We start from the raw sequence: 13,913 nt of genomic DNA, 5'->3' as shown, positions 1-13,913 counted from the left end.
CTCCTCGATGGCGGCCCCGCGCCGCCGACGGTATTGTCCGGCATCGGACGGGGAGGCGGAATGGCCTATGTGGACCGCCGGATGGCGCTGGCCCGCGAATGGGACGACCTCGTCGCCCGGGTCCGCGAGCTGGACGGCTTCCGCGACTTCCTGCGCCCGCCGCCCGTCACCGACCTGCCGTCCCCCGCGAGCCCGGACGCCGCCGTCGTCGTCAACGTCGGGCGCGCCCGCTGCGACGCGCTGCTCGTCCGGGACGGCACCGTCCGGTCGATCCCGCTGCCCGCGCTCACCGTCGCCGGCGTCGCCGAGCGCACCGCCCGCTACCTGCGCGCCGTCGGCGCCAGGGCCCCGGACGCCGCCCCGGACGCCGCCCCGGACGAGGGCGGTACCGAGGACGTGCTGGCCGAGACGCTCGCGTGGCTGTGGGAGGCCGTCGCCGAACCGGTCCTCGACGCGCTCGGCATCACCGGGCCGCCCGCCGGGCCGTCCGCCGGGCCGCCGCCGCGCGTCTGGTGGTGCCCGACCGGGCTGCTCACGCTGCTGCCGCTGCACGCCGCCGGGATCCACGGCGAGCCCGGCCGGTCGGTGATCGACCGGGCCGTCTCGTCGTACACGCCGACGCTCCGCGCGCTGGGCGCCGCACCGGCGGCCCGTCCGCTCGCGCCGGCGCGGATGCTCGTGGTCGCCATGCCGCACACCCCCGGGCAGGACGTTCTGCCCGGCGCGGCCCGCGAGCGCGCGCTGCTGGAGGAGTACTTCCCCGGCGCGCACACCCCGCTGGAGGGGGCGGCGGCGACGCGGGCGGCCGTCGCCGACGCCCTGGCCGGGCACCGGTGGGCGCACTTCTGCACGCACGGCGAGCAGAACCTCGACCGTCCCGCCGAGGGCGGCCTGCTGCTGGCGGACGGCGCGCTCACCGTCGCCGACATCGCGGCCCGCGCCCACGGCGGCGAGTTCGCGTTCCTGTCGGCGTGCAAGACCGCGACGGGCGGCACCGCCCTGCCCGACGAGGCCGTCACGCTCGCCGCCGCCCTGCAGTACACGGGTTACCGGCACGTCGTCGCGACGCTCTGGTCCGTCCCCGACGGGGCCGCCCTGTGGGTCGTCGACTCCGTCTACGAGGGCCTCACCGGGACGGGCGCGTTCCGTCCGGGCGACGCGGCGGCGGCCCTGCACGCGGCGACGCGCGAGCTGCGCGCGGCGTCGTCCCCGGACCTCGCGGGCTGGGTCCCGTTCGCCCACTTCGGCCCATAGGTCACGGCACGTCCCACCGGTCCCGCCCGCCCCCCAAGGTGTACATCGCGGGGATCGCCGGTAGTATGCCGCCTGGTGAGCCGGGAAGCCTGGTCGGCATGGGTAATCGCCATGCCACTTGGAAGGATTCTGTGCTGACCTTTACCGCACCGGCGGTCCACCGCGGCCGCATTCCTTGCGACCATCCCGGAAACACGTGACGGCGCATCCGTTCCGTCGCACGGTCCGCCGCGCGCCGCGCGCCTTCCGGCGGCGCTCCGGGGACCCGCCGCCCTTACGCGGGGATCACCTGTCCTTCGCCCCGTGCCGCGGTTTGGAGATCGATGTCAGCAAGGAACTCGCAAGAACCGGCTTCCGCACGTCCGCACGATTCTGAGCACCTCGGGCTGCGCCCCGCCACCGCTTTGAAGATCATGCCGCTGCTCGCGGCCTTCTGGCTGCTCGTGTCCGGTCACTATACTCCGCTGCTGCTCTCGCTCGGGGCACTTTCCGTCGTTCTCGCGGGCTGGGTCGTCCTCCGCATGGACGTCATCGACGAGGAGGGGCTCCCGCTGCGCCTCGTACCCCGGCTGCCGGGCTACCTGCTGTGGCTGGGCGGCCAGATCATGCTGTCGGCGTGGTCGGTGCTGCGGCTGGTGTGGTCGCCGCGGCGCGTGCCGGCGCCCGCGATCGGCACCACGCCGACCGGTGACCTGTCGGACGTGTCGAAGGTCGTCTACGCGAACTCGATCACCCTGACGCCCGGCACGCTCTCCCTCGCCCTGCACGACGACGTCGTCGAGGTCCACGCGCTGCGCGGGGAGGAGATCGAGGCGTTCCAGGAAGGCGCGATGCTGGAGCGGGTCCGGCGCCTGGAGCCGCGCTGATGCTCATCGCAGCCGCCGCGGCCGTCCTCGTCTCCATGGCGCTCGCGCTCGCGCGGGCGTTCCTCGGGCCGCGGCTCTACAACCGCATCCTGGCGATCAACACGTTCGGCACGAAGACCGTGCTGTTCATCGCGGTGCTCGGCGTCATCTCCGGGCGCCCCTACCTCTTCGAGATCGCGCTGCTCTACGCGCTGGTCAACTTCGTCACGACCGTCGCCGTGCTGCGGCTGACGCACCTCGACGAGTTGCTGGTCGGCATGGACGAGGAAGAGGCGCGGTGACCATCTCCCTGATCCTCGACGTGGTGACCGGGGCCCTGCTGCTGGGCGGGTGCGTGCTCGTCATCTCCGGCGGCGTCGGCCTGCTCCGCTTCCCGGACTTCTACTCGCGCACGCACGCGGCCAGCCTCACCGACACCGCGGGGGCCGGCCTGGTGATCCTGGGCCTGCTCCTCCAGGCGGACGGTCCGGAGAGCGTGATCCGCCTCGTGCTGATCATGTTCTTCATGATGCTGACCGGCCCGACCGCAGCGCACGCCCTCGCCCAGGCGGCGCGCCGGGACGGCGAACGGGCCGTGCTCGACGGCCGGGCGGCCGAGGGCCCCGCCGACGGTCCCGCCGCCGACGGTCCCGCCGCCGACGACGAAGGGCGCCCCTGATGTCCACGCTGCTGATGAACATCTCGCTGTTCGCGCTCCTCGTGGCGACGCTGCTCGCCATCAGCCGGCTGCGCGCGCTGTACGAGGCGACGATGCTGACCGCGCTCGCCGGGCTGCTGTCGGCGAGCCTCTTCGTGTCGATGGACGCGCTGGACGTCGCCATCACCGAGGCGGCCGTCGGGAGCGGGATCAGCACGGTGCTGTTCCTCGGGGTGCTGGCCCTCACCCGTTCCCGGGAGGCGGTCACCCCCCGGCGGAGGCTCTGGTCGGGCGCGGCCGTGGCCGTGCTGCTGGGCGCGACGCTGCTGTACGCCGGGCAGGACCTGCCGCCGTTCGCCGATCCCGGCACCCCCGTGCAGACCCACCCGGTCACCGAGACCTATCTCCACGATTCGCAGAAGGAGATCGGCATCCCCAACACGGTCACCGCCGTCCTGGCCAGCTACCGCGGTTACGACACGCTGGGCGAACTGGTCGTGATCTTCACGGCGGGCGTCACCATCCCGCTGCTGCTGATGCGGACGAAGCGGCGCGCCGAGCGCAGCGCGAAGCGGGACGCCCTGCTGAGCGAGTACCTCGTGCTGCGGGTCGCCAGCAAGATCCTGCTCCCCTTCGTCTTCATCTTCGCCTTCTACATCCTCTTCCACGGCGACTACGGGCCCGGCGGCGGATTCCAGGCGGGCGTCATCTTCGCGTCCGGTTTCGTCCTCTACGGGCTGGTGTTCGGCGTCAAACGCGTCGAACGCGTCATGCCCTGGCCGGTGATGCTGGCGCTGGTGCCGGTCGGCGTCCTGCTCTACGCGGGCGTCGGCGTCCTGAACATGGCGCTGGGCGGGTCGTTCCTGGACTACGGGACCCTGGTGCCGGACCATCCCAAGGACGGGGAGCACTACGGCATCCTGCTCATCGAGACGGGCGTGGGCATCACGGTCGCGGCCGTGCTGATCGCGATCTTCTACAGCTTCACCACGCGCGGAGCGTCGCGATGATCGCCGACCACTACGTGCACTGGTTCGCCTTCATCGTGATGGTCATCGGCCTCTACACGGTGATCAGCCACGGCAACCTGGTGAAGAAGCTGATCGGGCTGAACCTGTTCCAGATCGGCGTGTTCATGTTCTACATCTCCCTCGGGAACGTCGAGGACGCGAACGCGCCGATCATCGAGGAGGGCGTCGAGACGTACTCCCATCCGCTGCCGCACGTGCTGATCCTTACCGCGATCGTCGTCGGCGTCGCCACCACGTCGCTGGGGCTGGCGCTGGTGGTGCGGATCTTCGAGGCGTACGGGACGATCGAGGAGGACGAGGTCATCGAGCGCGACAACGCCGCGAAGGACGCGGGCGGACCGGCGGCGGACGAACCGATGACGGCCGACCCGGACGACCGGCCGACGGACACCCCCCGGACGGACACCCCCGAGACGGGCACCCCCGACTCCGACACCCCCGAGACCGACACCCCCAAGACGAAGGACGACCCGGAAGACGGGCCCGCGGCGGGGGGAGGGTCGGCTTCGTGACCGGACACCTGCCCGCGCTGCAGGTGGTGTTCCCCCTGCTCTGCGCTCCGCTGTGCGTGCTGCTCCGGTCCCGGACGGTCGCGTGGCTGCTGTTCCTGGCCGCCGCCGCGGTCTCCCTGGTCTGCGCCTCGGTGATGGCCGGGCAGGTCGCCGACGGCGACGTGCTCCGCTACGCCATGGGCGGCTGGAAGCCCCCGGCCGGCATCGAGTACGTGATCGACCGGGCGAACGTCCCGATCCTGATCCTCGTGTCGGCCATCGGGGTGGCCGTCGCGGTCTACGCCCGGCCCAGCGTCGCGGCGGAGGTCGAGAAGCCGCGGACCTCGCTGTTCTACGCGTGCCTCTGCCTGAACCTCACCGGCCTGCTCGGCATCGCCGCCACCGGGGACGCCTTCAACGCGTTCGTCTTCCTGGAGATCACCTCGCTGTCGTCGTACGCGCTGATCGCCATGGGACGGCGGCGGCGGGCGCTGCTGGCGGCGTTCAAGTACCTGGTCGTGGGCACGATCGGCGCCACGTTCCTGCTGATCGGCATCGGCCTCGCCTACGCCGTGACCGGGACGCTCAACATGGCGGACCTGGCGCAGCGGCTCCCGGACGTCTACGGGAACCGGGCCCTCACGGCGGCGGTCATCTTCGTGTTCGTGGGCCTGGCCATCAAGATGGCCCTGTTCCCCCTGCACGCCTGGCTGCCGGACGCCTACGCCGAGGCGCCGTCGGCGGTCTCCATGTTCCTGTCCGCCACGAGCACCAAGGTCGCGATCTACACGTTCCTGCGCTTCGCGTTCGGGATCTTCGGCGCGGCGCTGGTGTTCGAGCGGATGCCGATCACCGAGATCGGCCTGCTGCTGGCCTGCGTGGCGATGCTCGCCGGGTCCGCGGTGGCGTGCTTCCAGACCGACTTCAAGTACCTGCTGGCCTGGTCGAGCATCGCGCAGGTCGGGTACATCGTCGCCGGGTTCAGCCTCGCGACCGCCGACGGCCTGACCGCCGCGTACCTGCACGTGATCAACCACGCGGTGATCAAGGGCGCGCTGTTCGCCGTCGCGGGGATCCTGCTGCTGCGGATCGGATCGACGCGGTTGCGGGACATGGCGGGGATCGGCCACACCATGCCGTGGACGTTCGCCGCCATCGTGATCGGCGGTCTCGGGCTGGTCGGGGTGCCGCCGACGGCGGGCTTCGTCAGCAAGTGGGCGCTCGCGGGGGCGCTCATCGAGAGCGGGTACTGGCCGGTGCTCGCGGTGATGCTGGTCAGCTCGCTGCTGGCGCTGGTGTACGTCGGCCGCGTCGTCGAGGCCTGCTGGTTCCGGCGCCCGGACGAAACGGTCACGGTCGAGCGCCCGCCGGCGTTCATGGTCGCGGCCGCGTGGGCGCTCGTCCTGCTGTCCGTCCTGTTCGGCCTCGTCCCCGGCTGGCCGACCGGCCTCGCCGAGGGCGCGGCCGACGCTCTCCTGGGAGCCGCGAAGTGAGCGCCGGCTGGGTGACGTCCGGGAACGCGCTGGCCCTGCCGGTCATCGCGGCCGTTCCGCTGGCCGGCGCGGCCGCCGTCGTCGCGCTCCGCCGGCATCCGCAGCTGCGCGAGGCGGCGTCGCTGCTGGCCGGGGTGGCGACGGCGGCGCTGGTGCTGTCGCTGTGGCCGGCGGTGGACGACGGGCTGCGGTTCCGGCTGTGGGAGTGGCTGCCGGGCATCTCGCTGACGTTCGCCCTCGAACCGCTCGGGCTGCTGTTCGCGACCGTCGCCGGGGTGCTGTGGCCGGTGACGGCGCTGTACGCCATCGGGTACATGCGCCACAACGCGCAGCGCCACCAGACGCGCTTCTACTTCTTCTTCGCCGTCGCGATCGCGGCGGCGCTGTGGATCGCGTTCTCCGGCAACCTGGTGACGCTGTTCATCGGGTACGAGCTGCTGACGCTCGCGACGTGGCCACTGGTGACCCACTCGGGCAACGAGAACGCGAAGCACGGCGGCCGCGTCTACCTGATGCTGCTGCTGACGACCTCGATCGGCCTGTTCCTGCCCGCCGTGGTCTGGACGGCCGTCCTCGCCGACGGCACGGAGTTCACGCCGGGCGGGCTGCTGGGAGGCGAGGCGGGCACCGCCACCCTGACCGTGCTCTTCGCGCTCTACCTCTTCGGCATCGGGAAGGCGGCGCTGTTCCCGTTCCACCGGTGGCTGCCCGCCGCGATGGTGGCGCCCACGCCGGTGTCGGCGCTGCTGCACGCGGTGGCGGTCGTCAAGGCGGGCGCGTTCGCGGTGCTGAAGGTGGCGGTGTTCGTCTTCGGCATCGACACGCTCGACGCGTCCGGCGCGGCCGAACCGATGATGTGGGTCGCGGCGATCACCCTGCTCGGTGCGGGCGTCATCGCGATCACCCGCGACAACCTCAAGGAGCGGCTGGCCTACTCGACGGTGAGCCAGCTCGCCTACATCGTGCTGGCGGCGACGCTGGCGAACGACATCGCCGCGGCGGGCGGCGCGCTGCACATCGTCACGCACGCCGCCGCCAAGATCACCCTGTTCTTCTGCGCGGGCGCGATCTACACGGCGGCGAACCTGACGCACGTCAGCGAGCTGGACGGGCTGGGCCGCACGATGCCCTGGACGTTCGGCGCGTTCCTCGTCGCCGCTGTGTCGATCGTCGGGCTGCCGCCGCTCGGCGGCGTCTGGAGCAAGTGGCTGCTGCTGCTCGGGGCGGCCGACGCCGGTCAGACCGTGATGCTCGCGGTGCTGCTGGTGGGGTCGCTGCTGGCGGTGGCGTACCTGCTGCCGATCCCGGTGCGGGCGTTCCTGCGGCCGCCCGCCCCGCGGACGGGCGAGGGCGAGGCGCCGTGGACGCTGGTGGTGCCCCTGGTCCTCACCGCCGTGGCGTGCGTGGCCCTGTTCTTCGGCGTCGACGCGGTCATCGCGCCCCTCAACGAGGTCTTGGAGCTACCTTGAAGGACGAACGTCGCCGGCTGGACGACCCCCGCACCGTGAACCGCATCGTCTACGGCCTGTACGTCCTGTGCGGGCTGTGGTTCCTCGCCGACCTCCTCTACACCAAGCACCCGCATTTCGACATGGAGAGCTTCTTCGGCTTCTACGCGATCTACGGGTTCATCGGCAGCGTGACGCTGGTGCTGGTCGCCAAGCAGCTGCGCCGCGTGCTGATGCGCGGCGAGGACTACTACGAGGGGCCGGAGCGGGGGAACGATGACGATTGATCCGGCCGTGATCGACCCGGCACTGCTCAATCCGGCGCTGCTGCTGCTTCTCGGCGCGCTCGCGGTCCCGTTCCTGCGCGGCCGGTGGCGGGGCGCGTGGCTGACGCTGCTCCCGCTCGCCGCGATGGCGCTGCTGTGGATGCTGCCCGACGGGGTGTACGGCGGATTCGAGGTGCTCGGCCTGGCGGTGCAGCCGCTGCGGGTGGACTCCCTCGCGCTGGTGTTCGCGACGGCGTTCCTGCTCGCGGCGCTCATCGCGGCCGTGTACGCGCTGCATCTGGACGACCGGATGCAGCAGATCGTGATCCCCGTCTACGCCGCGTCCGCGGTCGGCGGGGCGCTCGCCGGGGACCTGCTCACGCTCTTCGTGTGCTGGGAGCTGGCCGGGCTGTCCTCGGTGTTCCTGATCTGGGCGCGCCGCACCGAGCGGGCCAACCGCGCGGGGATGCGCTACCTGGTCGCGCAGGTCGCGTCCGGGCTGCTGATGCTCGGCGGGATCGTCCTGCACGTGCAGTCCGGGGCGGGTACCGGGTTCGGGTTCATCGGCGCGGACTCCGCGGGCGGGGTGCTGATCCTGCTCGCCGCCGGGATCAAGTGCGCGTTCCCGTTCGTGCACGCCTGGCTGCAGGACACCTACCCGGAGGCGACGGTCGTCGGCACGGTCGTGCTGTCGTCGTTCACCACCAAGTTCGCGGTGTACGTGCTGGCGCGCGGCTTCCCCGGCACGGGGGCGCTGGTGTGGGTCGGCGTCGCGATGGCGTGCTTCCCGATCTTCTACGCCGTGATCGAGAACGACCTGCGCCGGGTGCTGGCGTACAGCATGATCAACCAGCTCGGTTTCATGGTCGCCGCCGTCGGTGTGGGCGGCGCGCTGGGGGTCAACGGCGCGGCGGCGCACGCGTTCGCCGACATCCTGTTCAAGGGCCTGCTGCTCATGAGCATGGGCGCGGTGCTGCTGCGCACCGGGACGGTCAAGGGCTCCGAGCTGGGCGGGCTGTACAAGTCCATGCCGCAGACGACCGTGCTGTGCATCATCGGCGCCGCGTCCATCTCCGCGTTCCCGCTGTTCTCGGGGTTCGCCACGAAGTCGATCATCATGCAGGCGTTCGCGGAGGAGCATCGCACGGCGGTGTGGCTGCTGCTGCTGTTCGCGTCCGCGGGCGTCTTCCACCACGCCGGGATCAAGATCCCGTTCTTCGCCTTCTTCGCCCACGACCGGGGGTACCGGGTCAAGGAGGCGCCGCTGAACATGCGCCTCGCGATGGGCATCGCGGCGGCCGGCTGCATCGCGATCGGGGTGGCCCCGGACCTGCTGTACGGGCTGCTGCCGTACGACATGGACTACACGGCCTACACGGTCCCGCACGTGGTCAACCAGGTGCAGCTGCTGCTGTTCGCCTCGCTGGCGTTCACGCTGCTGATGCGCACCGGCCTCTACCCGCCCGAGCTGCCCTCGGTGAACCTGGACGCCGACGTCGTCTACCGCCGCCTGCTCCCGCGCGCCTGGGACGCGGGCGTGCGGACGGCCGCGCACGTGCGGACCGCGTTCGCCAAGCCGCTGCGGCAGCGCGCGGACCTCGCGCTGTCCACGGCCGCGCGGCCGTTGCGGGGGCGGGGCTGGCTGGGCGTGCCGTGGTCGACCGACGTGATGGTGCTGTGGGTCGCGCTGCTCCTCGGCCTCCTGCTCCTGCTCTCGCTGATCTGAGGGCCGGGACGCTCCGCGGCGACGCCCGCGCCACACTCGCGTGGCGCGCCGTGGACGGACGCGGATCCCGCCGTGCATGGACCGCGCGGCGCGGGTAGATGCCCGTGGGATCTCGTCCGAGGAGTGAATTGTGGCGTTGCGAATCGAGGACTACGGACTGATCGGCGATCTGGAGACCGCCGCGCTGGTGGGCCGGGACGGATCCATCGACTGGCTCTGCCTGCCCCGCTTCGACTCCCCCGCGTGCTTCGCGTCCCTGCTGGGCGACGAGGACGCGGGGTTCTGGCGGATCGCGCCCGCGGCGGGCGGGCACTGCACGCGGCGCCGGTACCGCGGGGACTCGCTGATCCTCGAGACCGAGTGGGAGACCCCCGAGGGGACGGTCCGGCTGATCGACGCGATGCCGCGGCGCGGTGAGGCGGCGGACGTCGTCCGCGTCGTGGAGGGCGTCAGCGGCCGGGTGCCGGTGCGCATGGCGATGCGGCTCCGGTTCGACTACGGGCGGATCGTCCCGTGGGTGCGGCGGCGGGACGGGCAGCTCAACGCCATCGCGGGACCGGACGCGGCGTGGCTCGAGACCCCGGTGGAACTCCGGGGCGGCGACGCGACGACCTACGCCGACTTCACGGTGTCGGCGGGCGAGCGGGTGCCGTTCGTCCTGACGTACCGCCCGTCGCACGAACCGCACCCGCACCCGGTGGATCCGGAACGGGCGCTGGCCGACACCGAGGCGTTCTGGGCGGACTGGATGGGCGGCTTCCGGTACGAGGGCCGGTGGCCCGAAGCCGTCCGGCGGTCGCTGATCACGCTGAAGGCGCTGACGTACCACCCGACGGGCGGGATCGTCGCGGCGGCGACGACGTCGCTGCCCGAGCAGCTCGGCGGCCCCCGCAACTGGGACTACCGGTTCTGCTGGCTGCGGGACGCGACGTTCACGCTGCAGGCCCTCCTCGGGACCGGGTTCGTCGCGGAGGCGAAGGCGTGGCGGGAGTGGCTGCTGCGGGCGGTCGCGGGCGACCCGGCCGACCTGCAGATCATGTACGGGATCGACGGGACGCGGCGGCTCCCCGAGTACGAGCTCGACTGGCTCGGCGGCTATGAGGGCGCGGCGCCGGTGCGGATCGGGAACGAGGCGTCCGGCCAGTTCCAGCTGGACGTGTGGGGCGAGGTCCTCGAGGGGCTGCACTACGCGCGGGAGGCGCGGATCGAGGCGGACGAGACCGCGTGGGACGTCCAGCGGGCCCTGCTCGACTTCCTGGAAGGCCACTGGCGCGACCCGGACGTCAGCCTGTGGGAGGTGCGCGGCGACGCGCGGCACTTCGTCCACTCGAAGGTGCTGGCGTGGACGGGCGTCGACCGGGCCGTCAAGGCGGTGGAGCAGTTCGGCCTGGACGGGCCCGCCGACCGGTGGAAGGCGCTGCGGGAGCGGATCCACCGCGACGTCTGCGAGAACGGCTACGACGCCGAGCGGAACACCTTCACCCAGTTCTACGGGTCGGACGCGCTGGACGCGGCGACGCTGCTGATCCCGCGGGTCGGGTTCCTGCCGTGGGACGACCGCCGGGTCGTCGGGACGGTCGAGGCGGTCGAGCGGGACCTCTACCGGGACGGGTTCGTCCTGCGCTACGACACGAGCGCCGGGGTGGACGGGCTTCCGGGCCACGAGGGCGCGTTCCTGGCCTGCACGTTCTGGTTCGCGGACGCCCTGCACGGCATCGGCCGCCACGACGACGCGGTGGAGCTGTTCGAGCGGCTCCTCGACCTCCGCAACGACGTGGGACTGCTCAGCGAGGAATACGACACGGTAGCCCGGCGGCAGGTGGGTAACACCCCGCAGGCGTACTCGCACGTCGGGCTGGTGAACACGGCCCGGCATCTGAGCGGCGCGAAGGACCCCCAATGAAGGAGGAGCGATGCGCGCACTGACCGTGCTGCCGGGACGGGCCGGTTCGCTGTCGGTCACCGACGTCCCCGACCCGGAACCGGGCCCGGACGACCTGCTCGTCGAGGGCCTAGCCGTCGGGGTGTGCGGCACCGACGGGGAGATCGCGGCCGGCGGGTACGGGGAGGCGCCGCCCGGACGCGACCGGCTGGTCATCGGGCACGAGTCGCTGGGCCGGGTGCGGCACGCCCCGTCCGGTTCCGGCTTCTCCCCCGGCGACCTGGTGGTGGGCGTGGTGCGGCGGCCCGACCCCGAACCGTGCGGCGCGTGCGCGCGCGGCGAGTTCGACATGTGCCGCAACGGCCGCTACACCGAGCGGGGCATCAAGGAGGTCGACGGGTACGCGAGCGAGCTGTGGCGGGTCGAGACCGGGTACGCGGTGACGCTCGACCCGCGGCTCGCGGACGTCGGCATGCTGATGGAACCGGCGACCATCGTCGCGAAGGCCTGGGAGCAGGTCGAGAAGGTCGGGTCGCGCTCCTGGTTCGAGCCGCGCACGGCGCTGGTGACCGGCGCGGGCTCGATCGGGCTGCTCGCCGCACTGCTGGGCGTCCAGCGGGGCCTGGACGTGCACGTCCTGGACCAGGTCACCGGCGGCCCCAAGCCCGGCCTCGTCGCCGACCTCGGCGCGACCTACCACCACGACGGCCTGGACGCGGCGGTGCGGGCGGCGCGGCCGGACGTGGTGATCGAGGCGACGGGCGTCGGGGAGCTGGTGTTCGGCGCGATCGGCTCCACCGCGACCTACGGCATCGTGTGCCTGACCGGGGTGTCGCCCGCGGGCCGGCACCTCAGCGTGGACGCGGGCACGCTGAACCGCGACATCGTCCTGGAGAACGACGCGATCGTCGGCTCGGTGAACGCGAACCTCGGCCACTACGCGGCGGCGGCGGACGCGCTGGCGAAGGCCGACCTCGACTGGCTCGGCCGCCTGGTCACCCGCCGCGTCCCGCTCGCCGACTTCGCCGACGCGTTCGACTCGCGCCCCGACGACGTCAAGGTCGCCCTCACGCTCGGCTCCTGACGCGCTCCCCCGTCCGGCGGAATCGGACCGGGCAGGCCCCTCCGTCCGTGACAATGGACGGGTGGCGGACTCTGGCTCTGGGGAGGGCGGTCCGCAGCCGTTCGCGTATCTGAGCGCCCCGAACGCGGCGCTCTACGGTGACGTGCTGCGGGCCTTCGCGAAGGCGAAGGCGGCTGCTGGAGCTGCTCGGCGACGGCGGCGCCGCGTTCGCCTACCACGGCGACTTCGACTGGGGCGGGCTCGGCATCGCCGCCGCCGTCCACGACCGGATCGGCTGGCGGCCCTGGCGGTACGGCGCCGCCGACTACCGCGCCGCCGCCGCGGCCGGGGCGCGGGACGCCCCGCTCACCGGCCGTCCCGTCCCCTCCCCCTGGGACCCCGGCCTGGCCGCGGCGATGACGGACCGGGGTGTCCGCGTGGAGGAGGAACTGGTCCTGGACGACCTTCTGGATGATCTCCTGGACGACCTCGGCTAACGGTTCTCCCCGGTCTCGGCGGTCTCCCCGGTCTCGGCGGTCTCGGCGGTCGCGGGGGCGAGGGCCTCGGCGTACATCGACAGGCCCTTCGCGACGGCGTTGCGCTGGATCTCCGACGTGCCGGTGAGGACCCGGAACATCCGGACCTTCCGGAACAGGTACTCGACCTCGGACCCCTGGGTGAGGCCCTCCTTGCCGTGGATCTGCACCGCCTCGTCGAGGATCCCGAACGTGGTCTCGGCGACGTGCAGCTTGCACATGAACGCCTCGAGCCGGGGCGGCGTGCCCGCGTCGAGCGCGGCGATCGCGCCGTAGGTCATCGACCGGGCCGCGTAGTACCCGGTGGCCATGTCGGCGAGCTTGTGCTGGATGGCCTGCAGGTCCAGCAGCGGCGCGCCGTGCACGATCCGGGTCCGTGCCCGGACGAGGGACAGCTCGAGCGCGCGGCGCGCCATGCCGAGCAGCGTCGGGCAGTGCAGGAGGCGGTTGACGGTGACGCGGCCGAGCCCGATGCGCATGCCCTCGCCCTCGGCGCCGATCAGGTTCGCGGCCGGGACGCGGCAGCCGTCCAGGACGACGTCGGCCTCGATGTGCTCGCCCGACATCGGGGTCGCGCCGTCGGCGACGCGGCAGCCGGGGGCGTCGAGGTCGACGAAGAACGCCGAGTACGCGTTCTCCGTGCCGTCCATGCGGGCGATGACGATCGCGAAGTCGGCGAACGGCCCGGCGGTGCTGAACACCTTGTGGCCGGTGAGCCGGTAGCCGTCGCCGTCGCGCACCGCGACCGTCCGCATGGCGCGGACGTCCGAGCCCGCGTCGGCCTCGGTCAGCGAGAAGCAGCAGGCCCGCTCGCCGCGCGCGACCGGCAGCAGGTACTCCTCGATCTGCCGTTCGGTGGCGTGCCGGAAGATGTCGCCGGCCCGCAGCGGGCCGCCCATCTCGCCGAGCACGCTGTGCCCGAGGACCCGGCCGCCCGCCGCGATCTCCTCCTTCAGCGCGGCGAGCCGGGTGTGCGACAGGCCCCGGCCGCCGTACTCCTCCGGCAGGTGGATCCCGTAGAAGCCGAGTTCGCGGCTGCGGCGCCAGACCGGTTCGAGGACGCCGCGGGTGAGCCGGGTGGTGCGGTCGATGCCGTGCTCGCGCTCGTAGTCGGCGAGTTCCCCGGCGAGGTAGCCCCGCAGGGAGGTGACGAGCGCGTTCAGCTCGGGGTCGTCGTCGTAGGACGGCCGCAGGGTGAAGGTCGTGAAGCTCATCGGCGT

Annotated in this window: 14 protein-coding genes; 13 read left to right on the top strand and 1 reads right to left on the bottom strand. The window is 72.4% G+C overall.

Features of this window, described 5'->3' with window-relative positions; genetic code table 11:
* Window positions 1-60 precede the first annotated feature (60 nt).
* The 13 genes from F7P10_RS29185 to F7P10_RS29125 all read left to right on the top strand — a co-directional run bounded on the left by F7P10_RS29185 (window position 61) and on the right by F7P10_RS29125 (window position 12,654).
* Window positions 61-1,254, top strand: a complete 1,194-nt coding sequence (locus F7P10_RS29185; RefSeq protein WP_151014120.1) for a CHAT domain-containing protein — start codon at window positions 61-63, stop codon at window positions 1,252-1,254.
* Window positions 1,255-1,667: 413 nt separating this feature from the next.
* Window positions 1,668-2,120, top strand: a complete 453-nt coding sequence (locus tag F7P10_RS29180) for a Na+/H+ antiporter subunit E (protein ID WP_176611695.1) — start codon at window positions 1,668-1,670, stop codon at window positions 2,118-2,120.
* Window positions 2,120-2,401: a monovalent cation/H+ antiporter complex subunit F gene (locus F7P10_RS29175; RefSeq protein WP_151014116.1), complete on the top strand. Its 282-nt coding sequence runs from the start codon at window positions 2,120-2,122 to the stop codon at window positions 2,399-2,401. The genes F7P10_RS29180 and F7P10_RS29175 overlap by 1 nt, the downstream gene beginning before the upstream one ends.
* A complete protein-coding gene (mnhG, locus tag F7P10_RS29170) occupies window positions 2,398-2,778 on the top strand; it encodes a monovalent cation/H(+) antiporter subunit G (protein ID WP_218040176.1) in 381 nt (126 codons plus the stop codon). The genes F7P10_RS29175 and mnhG overlap by 4 nt, the downstream gene beginning before the upstream one ends.
* Window positions 2,778-3,767: a DUF4040 domain-containing protein gene (locus F7P10_RS29165; RefSeq protein ID WP_151014114.1), complete on the top strand. Its 990-nt coding sequence runs from the start codon at window positions 2,778-2,780 to the stop codon at window positions 3,765-3,767. Before mnhG ends, F7P10_RS29165 begins: the two co-directional genes overlap by 1 nt.
* Complete coding sequence (locus tag F7P10_RS29160) at window positions 3,764-4,300, top strand: cation:proton antiporter subunit C (RefSeq protein ID WP_151014112.1); 537 nt, start codon at window positions 3,764-3,766, stop codon at window positions 4,298-4,300. Before F7P10_RS29165 ends, F7P10_RS29160 begins: the two co-directional genes overlap by 4 nt.
* Window positions 4,297-5,772, top strand: a complete 1,476-nt coding sequence (locus tag F7P10_RS29155) for a monovalent cation/H+ antiporter subunit D family protein (RefSeq protein ID WP_151014110.1) — start codon at window positions 4,297-4,299, stop codon at window positions 5,770-5,772. The genes F7P10_RS29160 and F7P10_RS29155 overlap by 4 nt, the downstream gene beginning before the upstream one ends.
* Entirely contained in the window at window positions 5,769-7,241 is a 1,473-nt protein-coding gene (locus F7P10_RS29150) for a proton-conducting transporter membrane subunit (RefSeq protein WP_151014108.1), read from the top strand. Before F7P10_RS29155 ends, F7P10_RS29150 begins: the two co-directional genes overlap by 4 nt.
* Window positions 7,238-7,507, top strand: coding sequence for an LMBR1 domain-containing protein (locus tag F7P10_RS29145; protein WP_151014106.1), 270 nt, complete (start codon window positions 7,238-7,240; stop codon window positions 7,505-7,507). Before F7P10_RS29150 ends, F7P10_RS29145 begins: the two co-directional genes overlap by 4 nt.
* A complete protein-coding gene (locus F7P10_RS29140) occupies window positions 7,497-9,212 on the top strand; it encodes a Na(+)/H(+) antiporter subunit D (protein ID WP_151014104.1) in 1,716 nt (571 codons plus the stop codon). Before F7P10_RS29145 ends, F7P10_RS29140 begins: the two co-directional genes overlap by 11 nt.
* A gap of 130 nt (window positions 9,213-9,342) precedes the next feature.
* A complete protein-coding gene (locus tag F7P10_RS29135; protein ID WP_151014102.1) occupies window positions 9,343-11,115 on the top strand; it encodes a glycoside hydrolase family 15 protein in 1,773 nt (590 codons plus the stop codon).
* 10 nt (window positions 11,116-11,125) lie between these two features.
* The gene (locus tag F7P10_RS29130) at window positions 11,126-12,178 is read left to right on the top strand and encodes a glucose 1-dehydrogenase (RefSeq protein ID WP_151014100.1); all 1,053 of its coding nucleotides are present in this window, start codon (window positions 11,126-11,128) and stop codon (window positions 12,176-12,178) included.
* A gap of 137 nt (window positions 12,179-12,315) precedes the next feature.
* Window positions 12,316-12,654, top strand: a complete 339-nt coding sequence (locus F7P10_RS29125; protein WP_151014099.1) for a DUF2399 domain-containing protein — start codon at window positions 12,316-12,318, stop codon at window positions 12,652-12,654.
* Here F7P10_RS29125 and F7P10_RS29120 read toward each other — a convergent pair.
* On the bottom strand, window positions 12,651-13,907 hold the full coding sequence (locus F7P10_RS29120) for an acyl-CoA dehydrogenase family protein (protein WP_151014097.1): 1,257 nt from the start codon (window positions 13,905-13,907) through the stop codon (window positions 12,651-12,653). The genes F7P10_RS29125 and F7P10_RS29120 overlap by 4 nt on opposite strands.
* Window positions 13,908-13,913: the final 6 nt, after the last annotated feature.

The organism is Actinomadura sp. WMMB 499, assembly GCF_008824145.1.
Taxonomy (GTDB): domain Bacteria; phylum Actinomycetota; class Actinomycetes; order Streptosporangiales; family Streptosporangiaceae; genus Spirillospora.
The sequence above is the reverse complement of the archived record's forward strand: the minus strand, read 5'-3'. Positions and strand labels throughout refer to the sequence as shown.

Coding starts and splice junctions, on each gene's coding strand:
- F7P10_RS29185 (WP_151014120.1), top strand. CDS start 61: ATGGCCTATGTGGACCGCCGGATGGCGCTGGCCCGCGAATGGGACGAC.
- F7P10_RS29180 (WP_176611695.1), top strand. CDS start 1,668: ATGCCGCTGCTCGCGGCCTTCTGGCTGCTCGTGTCCGGTCACTATACT.
- F7P10_RS29175 (WP_151014116.1), top strand. CDS start 2,120: ATGCTCATCGCAGCCGCCGCGGCCGTCCTCGTCTCCATGGCGCTCGCG.
- F7P10_RS29165 (WP_151014114.1), top strand. CDS start 2,778: ATGTCCACGCTGCTGATGAACATCTCGCTGTTCGCGCTCCTCGTGGCG.
- F7P10_RS29160 (WP_151014112.1), top strand. CDS start 3,764: ATGATCGCCGACCACTACGTGCACTGGTTCGCCTTCATCGTGATGGTC.
- F7P10_RS29140 (WP_151014104.1), top strand. CDS start 7,497: ATGACGATTGATCCGGCCGTGATCGACCCGGCACTGCTCAATCCGGCG.
- F7P10_RS29130 (WP_151014100.1), top strand. CDS start 11,126: ATGCGCGCACTGACCGTGCTGCCGGGACGGGCCGGTTCGCTGTCGGTC.
- F7P10_RS29120 (WP_151014097.1), bottom strand. CDS start 13,907: ATGAGCTTCACGACCTTCACCCTGCGGCCGTCCTACGACGACGACCCC.